General features: G+C 63.7%; 14 protein-coding genes, 1 tRNA gene and 1 pseudogene. 5 read left to right on the top strand and 11 right to left on the bottom strand.

What is annotated here, in order from left to right; translation table 11 throughout:
- Window positions 1–156 precede the first annotated feature (156 nt).
- A pseudogene (locus tag ACT01B_RS13140) lies at window positions 157–563 on the top strand (2OG-Fe(II) oxygenase); the annotation flags it as partial.
- Between the two features lie 220 nt (window positions 564–783).
- Here ACT01B_RS13140 and ACT01B_RS13145 read toward each other — a convergent pair.
- The 4 genes from ACT01B_RS13145 to ACT01B_RS13160 form a co-directional block, all read right to left on the bottom strand.
- Window positions 784–859 (bottom strand) — tRNA-Gly (locus ACT01B_RS13145).
- Between the two features lie 56 nt (window positions 860–915).
- Window positions 916–1,524, bottom strand: a complete 609-nt coding sequence (gene pgsA / locus ACT01B_RS13150; protein ID WP_445143706.1) for a CDP-diacylglycerol--glycerol-3-phosphate 3-phosphatidyltransferase — start codon at window positions 1,522–1,524, stop codon at window positions 916–918.
- 48 nt (window positions 1,525–1,572) lie between these two features.
- Window positions 1,573–3,399 (bottom strand): excinuclease ABC subunit UvrC, encoded by a 1,827-nt coding sequence (gene uvrC, locus ACT01B_RS13155; RefSeq protein ID WP_445143707.1) that lies wholly within the window; start codon window positions 3,397–3,399, stop codon window positions 1,573–1,575.
- A 19-nt stretch (window positions 3,400–3,418) separates the two neighbouring features.
- On the bottom strand, window positions 3,419–3,895 hold the full coding sequence (locus ACT01B_RS13160) for a low molecular weight protein-tyrosine-phosphatase (RefSeq protein ID WP_445143708.1): 477 nt from the start codon (window positions 3,893–3,895) through the stop codon (window positions 3,419–3,421).
- A gap of 139 nt (window positions 3,896–4,034) precedes the next feature.
- Between ACT01B_RS13160 and ACT01B_RS13165 the strand changes: the two genes are divergently transcribed.
- The gene (locus ACT01B_RS13165; protein ID WP_445143709.1) at window positions 4,035–4,193 is read left to right on the top strand and encodes a hypothetical protein; all 159 of its coding nucleotides are present in this window, start codon (window positions 4,035–4,037) and stop codon (window positions 4,191–4,193) included.
- A gap of 176 nt (window positions 4,194–4,369) precedes the next feature.
- Window positions 4,370–5,596, top strand: a complete 1,227-nt coding sequence (locus tag ACT01B_RS13170; RefSeq protein ID WP_445143710.1) for an MFS transporter — start codon at window positions 4,370–4,372, stop codon at window positions 5,594–5,596.
- Window positions 5,597–5,673: 77 nt separating this feature from the next.
- On the opposite strand, the gene kdsB is transcribed toward ACT01B_RS13170, so the two are convergent.
- The 5 genes from kdsB to ACT01B_RS13195 all read right to left on the bottom strand — a co-directional run bounded on the left by kdsB (window position 5,674) and on the right by ACT01B_RS13195 (window position 10,987).
- A complete protein-coding gene (gene kdsB, locus ACT01B_RS13175) occupies window positions 5,674–6,447 on the bottom strand; it encodes a 3-deoxy-manno-octulosonate cytidylyltransferase (protein WP_445143711.1) in 774 nt (257 codons plus the stop codon).
- 63 nt (window positions 6,448–6,510) lie between these two features.
- Complete coding sequence (aroA, locus tag ACT01B_RS13180; protein WP_445147482.1) at window positions 6,511–7,821, bottom strand: 3-phosphoshikimate 1-carboxyvinyltransferase; 1,311 nt, start codon at window positions 7,819–7,821, stop codon at window positions 6,511–6,513.
- A gap of 39 nt (window positions 7,822–7,860) precedes the next feature.
- Complete coding sequence (gene pheA / locus ACT01B_RS13185) at window positions 7,861–8,949, bottom strand: prephenate dehydratase (RefSeq protein ID WP_445143712.1); 1,089 nt, start codon at window positions 8,947–8,949, stop codon at window positions 7,861–7,863.
- A gap of 80 nt (window positions 8,950–9,029) precedes the next feature.
- Window positions 9,030–10,115 (bottom strand): 3-phosphoserine/phosphohydroxythreonine transaminase, encoded by a 1,086-nt coding sequence (gene serC, locus ACT01B_RS13190; protein WP_445143713.1) that lies wholly within the window; start codon window positions 10,113–10,115, stop codon window positions 9,030–9,032.
- A 104-nt stretch (window positions 10,116–10,219) separates the two neighbouring features.
- Complete coding sequence (locus ACT01B_RS13195) at window positions 10,220–10,987, bottom strand: FHA domain-containing protein (RefSeq protein WP_445143714.1); 768 nt, start codon at window positions 10,985–10,987, stop codon at window positions 10,220–10,222.
- Window positions 10,988–11,088: 101 nt separating this feature from the next.
- Between ACT01B_RS13195 and ACT01B_RS13200 the strand changes: the two genes are divergently transcribed.
- Window positions 11,089–11,364 carry a polyhydroxyalkanoic acid system family protein gene (locus ACT01B_RS13200; RefSeq protein ID WP_445143715.1) on the top strand — a complete coding sequence of 92 codons (276 nt, stop codon included), beginning with the start codon at window positions 11,089–11,091 and terminating at the stop codon, window positions 11,362–11,364.
- Between the two features lie 104 nt (window positions 11,365–11,468).
- Window positions 11,469–11,687, top strand: coding sequence for a translation initiation factor IF-1 (gene infA / locus ACT01B_RS13205; RefSeq protein ID WP_019466733.1), 219 nt, complete (start codon window positions 11,469–11,471; stop codon window positions 11,685–11,687).
- A gap of 158 nt (window positions 11,688–11,845) precedes the next feature.
- Here infA and clpA read toward each other — a convergent pair whose 3' ends face one another.
- Together clpA and clpS are read right to left on the bottom strand one after the other, a co-directional pair.
- On the bottom strand, window positions 11,846–14,113 hold the full coding sequence (gene clpA, locus ACT01B_RS13210) for an ATP-dependent Clp protease ATP-binding subunit ClpA (RefSeq protein ID WP_445143716.1): 2,268 nt from the start codon (window positions 14,111–14,113) through the stop codon (window positions 11,846–11,848).
- A gap of 61 nt (window positions 14,114–14,174) precedes the next feature.
- Window positions 14,175–14,501: an ATP-dependent Clp protease adapter ClpS gene (gene clpS, locus ACT01B_RS13215; RefSeq protein ID WP_445143717.1), complete on the bottom strand. Its 327-nt coding sequence runs from the start codon at window positions 14,499–14,501 to the stop codon at window positions 14,175–14,177.
- Window positions 14,502–14,580 lie beyond the last annotated feature (79 nt).

The following is a 14,580-nucleotide window of genomic DNA, read 5'->3' on the forward strand; positions in this document are numbered from 1 at the left end:
ACCGCCGCACGCATCGAAGCGATCGACTGGTCGCGCGTCACCCACGATCTCGACGCGCAGGGATGCGCGATGCTGGATGGATTCCTATCCGCCCACGAATGCGCGACGCTCGCCGCGCTTTACTCTCAGCACCAGCTGTTCCGCAACCGCGTAGTCATGGGGCGCCACGGTTTAGGTCGCGGCGAATATCAGTACTTCCGCTATCCGCTGCCCCAACTCGTCGCCGAACTGCGCGCAGCGATCTACCCTCGTCTGGTGCCGTTGGCCAATCTATGGAACGAGGCCATGGGATGGGACGTGCGCTATCCGGCCCAACCTGCCGATTTCATCGAACGCTGCCATGCCGCCGGCCAGTCACGCCCTACACCGCTGCTCTTGCAGTACGGCCCCGGCGACTACAACTGCCTGCACCAGGACGTGTACGGCGAGCACGTGTTTCCGTTGCAGATGGCAATCCTGCTATCCAAACCAGGCTGCGATTTCGCGGAGGCGGACTCGTACTTGCTAAGCAGCGGTCACTCATGCAGTCGCGACCGGAAGTCGTGCCGCTTGGGCAAGACGATGCGGTGATCTTTGTCGCGCATCGACGCCCCGTGCAAGGTATGCGCGGCACGTATCGGGAAATCTGCGCCATGGTGTTAGTCACGTCTGCTCGATGCACCGTCATACGCTGGGCATCATTTTTCGCGATGTGCAGTGACGCCCCACCCTGGGCCAGGGCAACAAAAAAGCGGCCCATGGCCGCTTTTGAGTGTCAACCGCGATGCACCGGTCAACGGAATTTGGAGCGGGAAACGAGACTCGAACTCGCGACCCCGACCTTGGCAAGGTCGTGCTCTACCAACTGAGCTATTCCCGCATCGGAGCCGCGCATTGTAATGACTAAACGGTGGCCGTCAAGCCTTCGTCACAAATTCATTCATTCTCGCCGCGCGACGCGGGAAGCGGATGGTCGCCGCGCAGGCTGGGCCAGGCAGCACGCAGGTAGTACACGCCAGACCAGATGGTGAGGATGCCGGCGATCACCAGCAGGGCCTCGCCGATGTGGTACAGGCGCAGCGCCTCGGCGTTCTTTTCGTGCTGCACGATCAGCACCACCAGCGCCACCATCTGCATCACCGTCTTCAGCTTGCCGATGAAGGCGACCTTGACGGTGGCACGCATGCCAATCTCGGCCATCCACTCGCGCAGCGCCGAAACGCTGATCTCACGCCCCACGATAATCGCGGCGGTCACCGCCATCAGGATGCCCGGCCAGCCGCCACGATGCGATTCCACCAGCAGGAACAGCGTCACGGCCACCATCAGCTTGTCCGCCACGGGGTCCAGAAACGCGCCAAAGGCCGAGGTGAGGTTCATGCGACGTGCGAGATAACCATCCAGCCAGTCGGTGATCGCGGCCAGCAGGAACACGATGGCGGCCGTGATGTTGTGTCCCGGGAACTGCCAGTAGAAGACCACCACCATGACCGGCAATAACATCACGCGGAACAAGGTGAGCCAGGTTGGCAGGTTGATGCGCATAAATCCTTTCCGGGTGGGTTCTTTCAAAGGCGACCGCATCGAACCCGGTTAGCCATGGAGCACAGCATAGATGCGTTCGGCCAGGCCGCGATCAATCCCCTTGACCTGCATGAGTTCTTCCACACCTGCGGCCTCGACGCCGGCGAGGCCGCCAAACGCCTTCAGCAGCGCCGTGCGGCGGCGCGCGCCAATACCCGGGACGTCCTCCAGCACACTACGCTCGCGCGCCTTCTCGCGGCGCTTGCGGTGACCGCTGATGGCGAAACGGTGCGCCTCGTCACGAACCGCGGCGACGAGATGCAGGGCAGGTGATGCCGGACCCGGGTGCAGCTGGCGGCCGGAGTCAGCGAGGATCAGGGTCTCTTCGCCCGCGCGACGACCAGGGCCCTTGGCCACGCCGATCACGTGGATACCGGTGACGTTGAGCTCCTTCAGCACGTCCAGCGCCTGCGCCACCTGTCCGCTGCCACCGTCGATCAGCAAGATATCCGGTCGGGCGCCCTCGCCCTCCGCCACCTTGCGGAAGCGGCGCACCAGGGCCTGATGCATGGCGGCATAGTCATCGCCCGGCGTAATACCGCTGATGTTGAAGCGACGGTAATGGGACTTTTCCGGACCTTCCGCACCGAACACCACGCATGAGGCCACGGTCAGCTCGCCCTGGGTGTGGCTGATATCGAAGCACTCGAGACGGCGCGGCGGTTCATCCAGTTCCAGCAGTTTCTGCAGATCGTCAAAGCGCGCCTTCAGCGTCTGCCGGCTGGCCAGACGCGCGGTGAGCGAGGCCTGCGCATTGCGCTCGGCCATCTGCAGGAAGCGCGCACGTTCGCCACGCACGCTGGATTTCAGTTCCACCGCATGCCCGGACTGCTGGGTCAGCAGCTCGGCCAGAATCTCCTGGTCCGGCACAGGCTCGCCCAGGATCAGCTCACGCGGCACCGGCCGATCGAGGTAGTACTGCGCGATGAACTGCTCCAGCACATCGGAGGGCTCGGCATCGAGTGGCAGGCGCGGGAAGAAATCGCGCGTGCCCAGGCTGATGCCATTGCGAAAGAACAACACGCTGACGCAAGCGATGCCCGCTTCGATGCGACAGGCGAGCACGTCCATATCGGCGCTCGCGCCCTGCACATGATGCTGCGCCTGCAATTGGCGCAGCGCTGCGACCTGGTCGCGCATGGCCGCAGCGCGCTCGAACTCAAGCGCCTTGGCGGCCCGGTCCATCGAGCTGGCCAGCTCGTCGATCACCGCGCTGCTGCGTCCGTCGAGGAACATCTCGGCATGCCGCACATCGTTACGGTAGTCGTCCACCGTGATCAGCTGCACGCAGGGCGCCGTGCAACGCCCGATCTGATGTTGCAGGCAAGGCCGCGAGCGGTTCTTGAAATAACTGTCCTCGCACTGGCGCACCTTGAACAGCTTTTGCATCAGGTTGAGGCTTTCGCGCACCGCGAACGTGCTCGGATAAGGTCCGAAATAGCGCCCCGGCATATTGCGGGCACCACGATGGAAAGCGAGCCGCGGATAGTCCTCGCCGCCGGAGAGGTAGATATATGGATAGCTTTTGTCGTCGCGCAGCAGGATGTTGTAGCGTGGCTTGAGCGACTTGATCAGCTGCGATTCCAGCAGCAGCGCCTCGCCCTCGGTGCGCGTCAACGTGATTTCCACGCGTGCAATCTGCGCCACCATCGCTGCGATGCGCGGCTCCATCCTCGGCTTGAGGAAGTAGCTGCCAACGCGCTTCTTCAGGTTGCCGGCCTTGCCCACGTACAGCAAATCGCCGTCCGCGTCGAAGTGACGATAGACGCCAGGCGAAGTCGTGAGTGTTTTGACGAAAGCCTTGCCGTCGAAGGCTTGCGGCGGTGAGGGCTGCATGGGCGAATTCTAGCCGGTTTCAGCTGCCGCGCAGCCGGGCGATCAGCCCGTCCACGCCTTGCTCGGCCAGTCGCACGGCCTCGCGAAAGCCGGCGGCTTCGCCGAAGTAGGGATCGGGAAATTCCAGCGGCGAACGCACGCCACTCCAGGGCAGGAACAGCTCGGGTCGCGAGCCTTGCGATCGCCGCAGCTGCGCGAGTGCCACCAGGTTATTGCGATCCATGGCCAGCACCCAGTCATAGCTTAGGAAATCGTCCGCACGCACCTGCCGTGCCTGATGCAACGAAAGGTCGTATCCCGCCGCCGCTGCCGCCTGCTGCATGCGCGCGTCGGCGCCCTTGCCCACGTGCCAGTTGCCCGTACCACAGGAGGCCAACACCACATCCAGCCCGGCCTCGGCACAGCGCTGGCGTGCGACGGCTTCGACCAGGGGCGAGCGACAGATATTGCCCAGGCAAACGAACAGGACGGAGGTCGGCCGGTCTTTCAAAGGCATCAGGACAGTCTCGGATCGCATAGCCCGCTGCCATGCCTGCCCGAGTAGCTATGGGCGAACAGCCGACAACACAAGCTCGAAGACCTCGGCGTTGCGTCCCGCCAGGGAGCGCTGCAAGGATGGGCACGGAGGATCGACGATGGGCTGTCTGCCGTTACCCATACTTTTCGTACTGGGCTTCCTGATCGGCAAGGCCGTGGGCGGTTCGCGCGGCGCACTGTGGGGCGCCGGCGTGGGACTGGTGCTGGGCTTGTTGCTGGCGGGGCTGTTCATCGCGCTGGTCCGGCGCCGGCGCTGAAAAACGCACAGCCCCGCGCCAACCATGGCTCGGCGCGCTCCGGGTCTGGATCCCTCGCCTGTTCACGAAGGGATCGTTTTGCGGGAATCATTTGATTTTCGCGGCCGACGTAGCGATGCTGTCGAAGTCGCAAGCACCCGGCCTGGGTTCATCGATACGTACGGAGGATATGGCCGATGTTTGTTCAAATCGGCGCACTCATCATCGCAACGAGCCTCATTCAGCTCGCGGTCGGCTTCTTCAATACCTTCCTTTCCCTGCGCTTGACCGCCGAGCATTTCGGCCCTGGCTTGAACGGCCTCATACTCAGCGCTTATTTTGCTGGCTTTACGGTCGGCGCGATGGTGAGCGGGCGCTTGATCCGGCGTATTGGTCACATTCGCTCCTACGCCGCCTTCGCCGGCATGGTGGTGGTGGCGACTGCAATGATTCCGCTCCTCGTCCAACCCCTTGTCTGGATCGTCTGTCGCCTGATCGTCGGCATCGGCTGCGTCGGGTTGTTCATCACTACGGAGAGTTGGCTAAACGCCAAGGCGCGCGCCGATCAGCGGGGCCGCGTGTTCTCCATCTATATGGTCGGCACCTTCGTGGCCCTTGCGATCGGGCAGCTCCTGATCAGCGTGGTGGTCATGGCATCGGCAGCCCCCTTCTTCATCATCATGGGACTGTTCTCCCTCGCCCTGGTCATCATGAGCACGACGCGAGCGGAGGCACCGGGCCTCGCTTCTGAGGGCAGCCTGGGCTTGGGCGAACTCAGCCAGCGGGCGCCCACGGCCGTGATCGGCTGCGTGGTCGGCGGCCTGGTCAACAGTGCGTTCTACGCGCTAGTACCGGCGTGGATGCTGGATGAGGGCACCGATCAGTCGACCATTGCGCTGTTCATGTTCGTCGCCGTGCTCGGCGGGCTCGCCTTTCAAATCCCCGTCGGCCGGCTTTCCGATCGGGGCGACCGACGCATCGTGCTGATCGGTCTGGCGCTGGGCTTCGCGACCACTGCCCTATTGCTGGTGGTTCTACCGCATACCTTGGCGATCGTGCTGCCGCTCGCGGCGCTGCTGGGTGGCTTCATGTCCACGCTCTATCCGGTCTGCGTGGCCTATGCGCTGGACCATATGTCGAGCGATCGCATGGTTGCGGTCAGCGGAAAGCTGATCCTGGTGAATGGCTTCGGCTCCGCGCTCGGCCCTCTGATCGGCGCAACCGTCATGGCGCGGATGGGCATCAATGGACTGCTCTACTTCATGGCCGTTGCGACGGCTGTGCTCGCGGCGGTGGTCGCCAGGCGCATTCGGGTAAGGGCGCCGCCCGCCCATGTCGCTCGCCCCTTCGACATTCTCGATCCGATGACGGCGCCGATCCTGCAGGAGCCGGAGGAGAGTCCTCGCGATTCAGCCGCTGCATGAAACCCCGCGGGCATGACGCTCGCTTCGCTTCCAGCGGAGTGTTCATCGCACAGGTAAGGCGCCGGTGCAGAAAACGCTCAGCCTTGCGCCAGCCACCGTTCCGCACGCTCCAGGTCAGCCAGCGTATCGATACCGGGCGGGAACGGTTCTGGCGTCAGCCGCACGGCAATGGCGTGGCCATGCTCGAGCACGCGCAACTGCTCCAGCGACTCGGCCTGCTCCAATGGCGTACGCGACAGCTGGGTGTAGCGCTTGAGGAAGCCCGCACGGTACGCATAAATGCCGATATGGCGAAGGAATGGCACATCGGCCGGTAGCGCGTCGCGATCCGTGGCAAACGCATCACGCGCCCATGGCAAGGGGGCACGACTGAAGTACAAGGCCCGGCCATTCGAGGTGCGCACCAGCTTCACCACGTTGGGATCGAACAGCTCGTGTGCGTCCGTGATCGGCGTCGCCAAGGTCGCAACCGGCGCGTCGTCGTCGGCCAACGCGCGGGCCACCTCGCGGATGCCCGCAGCGGGAGCAAACGGTTCGTCGCCTTGCAGGTTCACCACGATGGCGTCGTCGGGCCAGCCATAGTGGAGCGCGCATTCGGCCAGGCGGTCGCTGCCCGATGCATGATCGCTACGGGTCATGCATACCTCAACGCCCTGCCCGGCCAAGGCATCGGCGATGCGCTGGTCGTCCACCGCCACGACGACCTGGATCGCTCCAGCCTGCAAGGCTCGCTGCGCCACCCGCACCACCATCGGCACGCCGGCAATCTCGCGCAACGGCTTGGCTGGCAGGCGCGTGGAGCCGTAGCGGGCGGGAATGGCGACGATAAACGGCAGTGTGTCTGCGGACATGGCGACCTCTAGGTGAGGCGGGAAGCCTAACTGCAAGTGTGGCGGGAGACGAGGGTCCAGCCCTCAGCTCGCCAAATCCAAGGCAAATCCGCAGCTATTAGCCAGTTCAAGAAACCTGGGAAACGAAGTCGCCACGTTGCTGCAATCGTTAAGGCGGATGGCATCGCTGGCGATCAGGCCCGCAACGGCAAAACTCATCGCAATGCGATGATCGCCGTGGCTCTCGATGCTGCCACCGCCGATGGCACCGCCTTCGATGATGGCGCCGTCTGTGGTCTCTTCGATATTCGCGCCGATCGCGCGCAGGCCAGCCGCCATGGAGGCGATGCGATCCGACTCCTTCACGCGCAATTCTGCTGCGCCCCGCACCACGGTGCGGCCCTTTGCAGTCGCGGCGGCGACAAAAAGCACCGGGAACTCGTCGATCATGTCCGGCACCAGAGCTTCCGGCAGCTCGATGCCATGCAGCGGCGCATGGCGGACCACCAGGTCACCGACCGGCTCGCCACCGCTCTCGCGCGGGTTCTCGATGCGGATATCGGCACCCATCAAACGCAAGGCATGCAGCAGGCCCGTGCGACGTGGATTCAAGCCCACCGCAGGCAAATGCAGCTCGGACCCCGGCACAATGCTCGCCGCCACCAGGAAGAACGCCGCCGATGAGAAATCGGCGGGCACGTCCACGTCGGTGGCACGCAGCGCATGGCCGCCGCTCAATCGCGCACGACCTGGCTCGAAATCGATCGGCCAACCGAAGGCCGCCAGCATGCGCTCGGTGTAGTCACGCGTGGGATGCGGCTCGATCACCTGCGTCTCGCCCTGCGCGTACAAACCGGCAAGCAACAGCGCCGACTTCACCTGGGCACTGGCCACCGGTAGCGTGTATTCGATGCCGTGCAGCGCCTGGCTGCCGTGCACTTGCAGCGGCGGCAGGCCATCGCGGCTGTCGATCCTCGCGCCCATCATGGCCAAGGGGTCGGTCACCCGGCGCATCGGCCGCTTCGACAGCGATTCGTCGCCGACCAGCGTGCTATCGAAGGCCTGCCCCGCAAGCAGGCCGGCCAACAAGCGCATGCCGGTGCCGGCATTGCCGCAATCCAAGGGCTGCGATGCACCACGCAAGCCATGCAAGCCGACGCCATGTACGCGACGCTCGCCTTCGGCAGGCATCTCGATCCGCACGCCAAGCTGTTGCAGGACGGCGGCGGTGGCACGCGTATCCTCGCCTTCGAGGAAGCCGCGGATTTGCGATGTACCATCCGCCAACGCGCCCAGCATCAGGGCGCGGTGCGATACGGATTTATCGCCGGGGACGCGTACGCTGCCTTGCAGCGCGCGGCCGGCGTGACTGATCCAGTCGAGTCGACTCACGATGAACTCTCCGGCAGCCGCTCTCAGGCGACCGCATACATATCAGGGCAAGGCCACCGGGTAGGAACCGAGCACGCGCACCTTGGCCGCGGCCGAGCCCATTTCCTGCATGGCCGCCTGCATGGGCTCGTCGTTGACGTGGCCCGACACGTCGATGAAGAACGCGTACTGCCACTTGCCCGAATGCGCGGGGCGCGACTCGATGCGATTGAGGCTGAGTCCATGCTTGGCGAACGGACTCAGCACGTCATACAAGGCGCCCGGCTTGTCGTTCACCGTGATGAGCAAGGATGTGCGGTCGTTGCCCGATGGCGGAAACAGCGAACGGCCAATTACCAGGAAGCGCGTGGTGTTGTCCGCGCGGTCCTCGATGGCCTGGGCCACGGTCTTGAGCCCATAAACGCGACCCGCCGTTTCGCCGGCGATGGCACCCGCATCGTCGGCATGGCGTGCAAGGCGAGCGGCTTCGGCATTGCTGCTTACCGCGGTGCATTCCACGCCCGGCAGGTTGATGCGCAACCAGGTCTTGCACTGCTGCAGCGACTGCGCATGCGCATAGACGCGCTTGATGTCCTCAAGCTTGCCGCCGAGGGAATGCAGGCACTGGTGCACGCGCAGCTCGACTTCGCCGCAAATCGTGGCGTCGGAGGTGAGGAACATGTCCAGGGTCACCTGGATCATGCCCTGCCCGGAATTCTCCACCGGCACCACGCCGAAATCGGCATGACCGGCGGCTACTTCCTGGAATACTTCCTCGATGCTACCCAGCGGCAAGCCGTAGGCCGCGTGGCCAAAGTGCTTGCGCACGGCCTGCTCGCTGAAGGTGCCTTCCGGTCCCAGGAATCCGACCTTGAGCGGATCTTCCTGCGCCAGGCAGGACGACATGATCTCGCGGAACAGGCGCACCATTTCCGTATCGGACAAGGGGCCGTGGTTGCGATCCACCACCATGCGCAGGACGTGCGCCTCGCGCTCGGGACGGTAATAGTCGATCGCCGAAAGTCCCGCTCCCTTGACGCGCGCCACTTCCTGCGCCCACCCGGCACGCTCCGAGATCAGCTGCTGGATTTGCTGATCGATAGTGTCGATGCGCTCACGCACATCGGAAAGCGAGGATTTCTTGTCGGTCATGTCTCGGCGATCTGGAAGGAAAGAAGTCCAAACGGTGGATCAGGGATGGTCTCCGATCCACCAACCCGCGCGCAACCGTTTCATCCGTGACGTTTGGCAAAGTCGCTCATGAAGGCCACCAGGGCTTGCACAGCCTCCAACGGCACCGCGTTGTAGAGCGAAGCGCGCATGCCGCCCACCGCCTTGTGTCCCTTTAGAGCGAGCAAACCTGCGGCCTCCGATTCCTTGAGGAAAGCGGCATCCAGGGCGCTGTCGTGGAGGGTGAATGGCACATTCATGCGCGAACGCGAGGCGTGCTCGACAGGGCTGCGGTAGTAGCCGCCCGAACCATCGATGGTCCCATACAGCAAGTCCGCCTTGGCGCGGTTGCGCTCACCCATCGCCACCAGGCCGCCCTGCTCCTTCAGCCACTGGAAGGTGAGGCCTGCCAGGTACCAGCCCCAGGTATTGGGCGTATTGAGCATGGAATCGTTCGCCGCATGGTCCGCATAACGAAAAATGCGCGACATCGGGCGGGTAGCACGTTGCAGCAGGTCGCGACGGACGATCATCACCACCAGTCCCGACGGACCGATGTTCTTCTGGGCGCCGGCATAGATCAGGCCGAAGCGCGAGACATCCAGCGGCTCGGACAGGATATTGGAGGACATGTCCGCGACCAGCGGGACATCGCCCACCTCGGGAATATCATCAAACTCGACACCGTGGATGGTCTCGTTCGGTGTGTAGTGCACATAGGCGGCACGGGGATCGAGTTTCCAGGTATCGCGCGGCGGCAGCTGCAGGTAGTGCTGATCCTGGCTGCTGGCCGCGAGGTTTACCTTCACATACGGTGCGGCCTCGCTTACGGCCTTTTCACCCCAATGACCCGTAACAATGTAGTCCGCGCTGTCACCATCGCCGGCCAGGTTCATCGGTATCTGGCCGAAATGCTGGGTTGCACCGCCCTGCAGGAACAGCACGGCGTAATCGGCGGGAATCGCGAGCAGCTCGCGCAGATCGGCCTCGGCCTGTTGGGCCAGGCCTGTGAACGCCTTGCCACGATGGGAAAGCTCCATCACCGAGGCACCGCAGCCCTGCCAGTCCAGTAGCTCGCGCTGTGCGCGTTCAAGTACCACCTGCGGCATCGCCGCCGGGCCTGCGCTGAAATTCCAGAGTCTACTCACTGACTGACGGCGCCTTGGTGGGAGGAATCAGCGCATTATGCCGCGTCGCAGCAACACATCGTCAACCGGTTCGCCGATGCCTGCGAACCGCCCCGGCGCGTACCTTAGAAGCGCACCAACAGGGCAACGGCGATACCCAGCGCCAGCACGGCCGCGGTGGCGATCAGCCACCACACTTCGCCACGCGGACCGGCATCTTCCTCCGGCAGGTGCTCGTGAGGTGGCTCCGGCCGCACGATCTCGGGCTCCAGTTCTAGCCCCGGGGCGTCGACCACGAAGCGGTGCATCGCCAGGCCGATCTGGTCACCCGGACGCAAGGCCGCCTGTGTCACCGCCACGCCGTTCACGCGCAACGGATAACGCTCAGATCGCTGGCCCGCCTCGAGCATAAGCTGCCCATCACGCCAGAATACGATCAGCGACGCGGCCTCGCCCTGCGGCAGTTCCAGCGGAAAGCGGCCCATCGGCCCCAGCTCCAGCTTGTCCTGCAGCGACAGCACGCGACCCGACAGCGACCCGGCCACCGCACGCAGGGCGACCGTGCAGCGACCTTCCGCCGGCACGGTCACGGGTGGGTTATGGGCAGGCTCCTCATCGACCCGCAGCAACATGCGGCAATCGCCAACGCTGAGAATGTCACCCGCGCGCAGCAAGGCTTTCTCGCGCACGGGCCGGGCGTTGACATAGACGCGATTGCCTTGCGGCAGTACCTGCAGCACCCAGCCACGACGGTCGAGATGGATGCGCAAATGGTGCTCACCGGCCTGATGGCCGGCCAGTATCAGATCGTTGTCCGGTGCGCTGCCGATCCGCAGTGCGGGGGCATCCCAGTGGAAATCCTCTCGGGCCGAATTGGAAAACTCGATACGCATCGGTGAACCAGTCGATAGACGGCCGGGACTCTAACAGATGGCTGCATTCTCTCCGAGCGCATCTGGCTTACCATGCGGGTTTGCCGATGCGGAGCTTATCCATGCCCAAGATTGATATCCGTCGACCGCACCAACTGCCGCTCGCCGAGGCCCGTGCCGTGGTCGACAAGGTGGCGGCGCGCATGCACGAGAAATTCGGCATGGAAGGCCAGTGGCAAGGTGACACCCTAAGTTTTTCCCGGCCGGGCGTGGTGGGAAGCATCGCGGTGGCCAGCGACGCCGTCCACGTGAAAGCCGAGCTGGGCATGATGCTGGCACCCCTGAAGGGCATGGTCGAGCAGGAGATCCGCCGCAAGCTGGACGAGCATTTCGGCTGACCGGACAAGTCTCTTGGCTGATGATTCTTTAACCATTCCAGATTCCATGGCATAATCGACCGCTTACGCGGCCATGACGGCCCCAATCGCACCCACCGGAACGCATGGCCAAAGACGACGTCATTGAAATGGAAGGCACGGTGCAAGAGACCCTGCCCAACACCATGTTCCGCGTGCAGCTGGAGAACGGCCACGTGATCACGGCCCACATCTCCGGGCGCATGCGCAAGCATTACATCCGCATCCTCACCGGTGACAAGGTGAAGGTGGAGATGACCCCGTACGACCTGACCAAGGGCCGTATCACCTACCGCATGAAGTAAATCGAGCGGCTTCGCTGTTGTAGGAGCGCACCCTGTGCGCGAACACAGCAGCGCCGCTGCGTAGGATTTTCGCGCACAGGGTGCGCTCCTACAAAAAGAGAAAGGCCGCGCTGTAAGCGCGGCCTTTTCGTGTTGCCGTAATCAAACCGGCTCGCCGGTCAACTCACCACAGCGGGAACCGCCTCGGCCGCTTCGGTGGTGACGACCAGTTCGCCCTCACGCACGCTCAGGCTCACCTTGCCGCCCTCGGCCAACTTGCCGAACAGCAGTTCGTCGGCCAGCGGACGCTTGACCTTCTCCAGGATCACGCGGGCCATCGGGCGCGCGCCCATCTGCGGATCGAAGCCGTGCTCGGCCAACCAGCGGCGGGCATCGGCATCGACGTCCAGGCTCACATGCTTCTCGGTGAGCTGCGACTCCAGTTCGATCAGGAACTTGTCGACCACGCGCAGGATGTGCTCGAAGTCCAGCGCATTGAACTGGATGATCGCGTCCAGTCGGTTGCGGAACTCCGGCGTGAACATGCGGCGGATCACTTCCATCGCATCCATCGAGTGGTTCTGCTTGACGAAGCCGATGCCGCGACGAGACGCCTGCTGGGCGCCGGCGTTGGTGGTCATCACCACCACCACGTTCTTGAAGTTCGCCTCACGGCCGTTGGTGTCGGTCAGCACGCCGCGATCCATCACCTGCAGCAGGATGTTGAACACATCCGGATGCGCCTTTTCGATCTCATCCAGCAGCAGCACGGCGTGCGGATGCTTGGTCACCGCCTCGGTGAGCAAACCACCCTGATCGAAACCGACATAGCCCGGAGGGGCACCGACCAGGCGCGACACCGAGTGGGCCTCCATGTACTCGGACATGTCGAAGCGGATCATCTCGATGCCCAGCTGCATGCCCAGCTGCTTGGTGACTTCGGTCTTGCCGACGCCGGTGGGACCGGCCAGCAGGAAGCAACCGATCGGCTTGGACGGGTCTGCCAGGCCTGAGCGGGCCATCTTGATGGAAGCGGCCAAAGCCTCGATGGCCGCGTCCTGACCGAACACCACCATCTTGAGGTTGCGCTCCAGGTTGCGTAGCACGTCGCGATCGGACGCCGACACCTGCTTGGCCGGAATACGCGCCATCTTGGCCACGATGTATTCCACCTCCGGCACGTCGACCGTGCCGGTGCGCTGGTCGATCGGCAGCAAGCGCTGGCGCGCGCCGGCCTCGTCGATCACGTCGATGGCCTTGTCCGGCAGCAGACGGTCGGGGATGTGCTTCACCGACAGATCCACGGCGGCCTTCAGCGCCTCGATGGTATAGGCCACGTTGTGGTGTTCTTCGAAGCGGGAACGCAAGCCCTTGAGGATCTCGAAGCTGTCCGCCACGGTCGGCTCGACCACGTCGATCTTCTGAAAACGGCGAGCCAGCGCACGGTCCTTCTCGAAGATGCCGCGAAATTCCTGGAACGTGGTGGAACCGATGCAGCGCAACTCACCCGACGCCAGCATGGGCTTGATCAGGTTGCTGGCATCCATGGTGCCGCCGGAAGCGGAACCGGCACCGATGATGGTGTGGATCTCGTCGATGAACAGGATCGCGCCCGTTTGCTTCTTGAGCTGGCCGATCACCGCCTTCAGGCGCTTCTCGAAATCGCCGCGGTACTTGGTGCCGGCGACGAGGGCGCCGAGATCCAGCGACCAGATGGTGGCGTTTTCCAGCACTTCGGGCACGTCGCCGTCCACGATGCGCTTGGCCAGGCCCTCGGCCAGCGCGGTTTTGCCCACGCCGGCCTCACCGACATAGAGCGGGTTGTTCTTGCGGCGGCGGCATAGCACCTGGATGGTGCGCTCGATCTCGTCCTGGCGACCGATCAGCGGATCGATCTTGCCTTCCAGCGCCAGTTCGTTGAGGTTGCTGGCGTATTCGCTCAGCGGGTTGCCCTTGGGCTCGCCATCTTCGCTGTCACGCTCACTACCCGGCATGCTCTGCGACGGCTCGTCGCCAATCTTGGCGATGCCGTGCGAGATGTAATTGACCACGTCGAGACGGGTGATCTCCTGCTGGTGCAGGAAATACACGGCATGCGAATCCTTCTCGCCGAAAATGGCCACCAGCACATTGGCGCCGGTGACTTCCTTACGGCCGGAAGACTGCACGTGGTACACCGCGCGCTGCAAAACGCGCTGGAAGCCGAGCGTGGGCTGGGTATCGCGTTCGTCGCCGTGCGGCAGCACCGGCACGGTCTCGGCGATGATTTTTTCCAGCTCGCGCATCAGCCGCGGCAAATCCACGCCGCAAGCACGCAAGGCACCCAGTGCCGACCGGTTATCGGTAAGTGCGAGCAGCAGGTGTTCCACCGTCATGAACTCATGACGCTGCTCGCGGGCCTGCTTGTAGCACTGGCCGATGGTGACTTCGAGATCCTTGCTGAACATCCGGACCTACTCCGCTATGTGGCAGGCGGCCTGTGCCGCGATGGCTACAAAATGGGGTCGATTACATCTTTTCCATAGTGCACAACAAAGGGTGTTGATGAGCACGTGAATATTCGTTTACCTGAGTCACCTTAGTCTCTGCAACCTCCCTGGTGAAGACGCCACAGACGCCCTTGCCGCGCGTATGGACGTGAAGCATGACCTGCACCGCCCGCTCCTGGTCCAGGCTGAAGAAGCTGCGCAGCACCTCGACCACGAAATCCATCGGGGTGAAGTCGTCATTCAGCAGCACCACCTGAAACAGGGGTGGACGAGCCACCTCCGGCCTTGAGGTTTCCAGCGCCAGGCCGTGACCGCTGCCTTGTTCGTGTTCGGGTTCGTGAGCCATGGGTTCTAAGTTAAATATCCTGGGGAAAAGTATACCGCCGCAGCCCCGATGCCGGCCCGAACTGGCGGCCCCCGGGGTA

The sequence above is a fragment of the Dyella sp. Tek66A03 genome (assembly GCF_052567735.1).

What these genes read in the sequence shown, in the direction of transcription:
- pgsA (WP_445143706.1), bottom strand. Translation starts at nt 1,524, where the DNA reads ATGCGCATCAACCTGCCAACCTGGCTCACCTTGTTCCGCGTGATGTTA.
- uvrC (WP_445143707.1), bottom strand. Translation starts at nt 3,399, where the DNA reads ATGCAGCCCTCACCGCCGCAAGCCTTCGACGGCAAGGCTTTCGTCAAA.
- ACT01B_RS13160 (WP_445143708.1), bottom strand. Translation starts at nt 3,895, where the DNA reads ATGCCTTTGAAAGACCGGCCGACCTCCGTCCTGTTCGTTTGCCTGGGC.
- ACT01B_RS13165 (WP_445143709.1), top strand. Translation starts at nt 4,035, where the DNA reads ATGGGCTGTCTGCCGTTACCCATACTTTTCGTACTGGGCTTCCTGATC.
- ACT01B_RS13170 (WP_445143710.1), top strand. Translation starts at nt 4,370, where the DNA reads ATGTTTGTTCAAATCGGCGCACTCATCATCGCAACGAGCCTCATTCAG.
- kdsB (WP_445143711.1), bottom strand. Translation starts at nt 6,447, where the DNA reads ATGTCCGCAGACACACTGCCGTTTATCGTCGCCATTCCCGCCCGCTAC.
- pheA (WP_445143712.1), bottom strand. Translation starts at nt 8,949, where the DNA reads ATGACCGACAAGAAATCCTCGCTTTCCGATGTGCGTGAGCGCATCGAC.
- ACT01B_RS13195 (WP_445143714.1), bottom strand. Translation starts at nt 10,987, where the DNA reads ATGCGTATCGAGTTTTCCAATTCGGCCCGAGAGGATTTCCACTGGGAT.
- ACT01B_RS13200 (WP_445143715.1), top strand. Translation starts at nt 11,089, where the DNA reads ATGCCCAAGATTGATATCCGTCGACCGCACCAACTGCCGCTCGCCGAG.
- infA (WP_019466733.1), top strand. Translation starts at nt 11,469, where the DNA reads ATGGCCAAAGACGACGTCATTGAAATGGAAGGCACGGTGCAAGAGACC.
- clpA (WP_445143716.1), bottom strand. Translation starts at nt 14,113, where the DNA reads ATGTTCAGCAAGGATCTCGAAGTCACCATCGGCCAGTGCTACAAGCAG.
- clpS (WP_445143717.1), bottom strand. Translation starts at nt 14,501, where the DNA reads ATGGCTCACGAACCCGAACACGAACAAGGCAGCGGTCACGGCCTGGCG.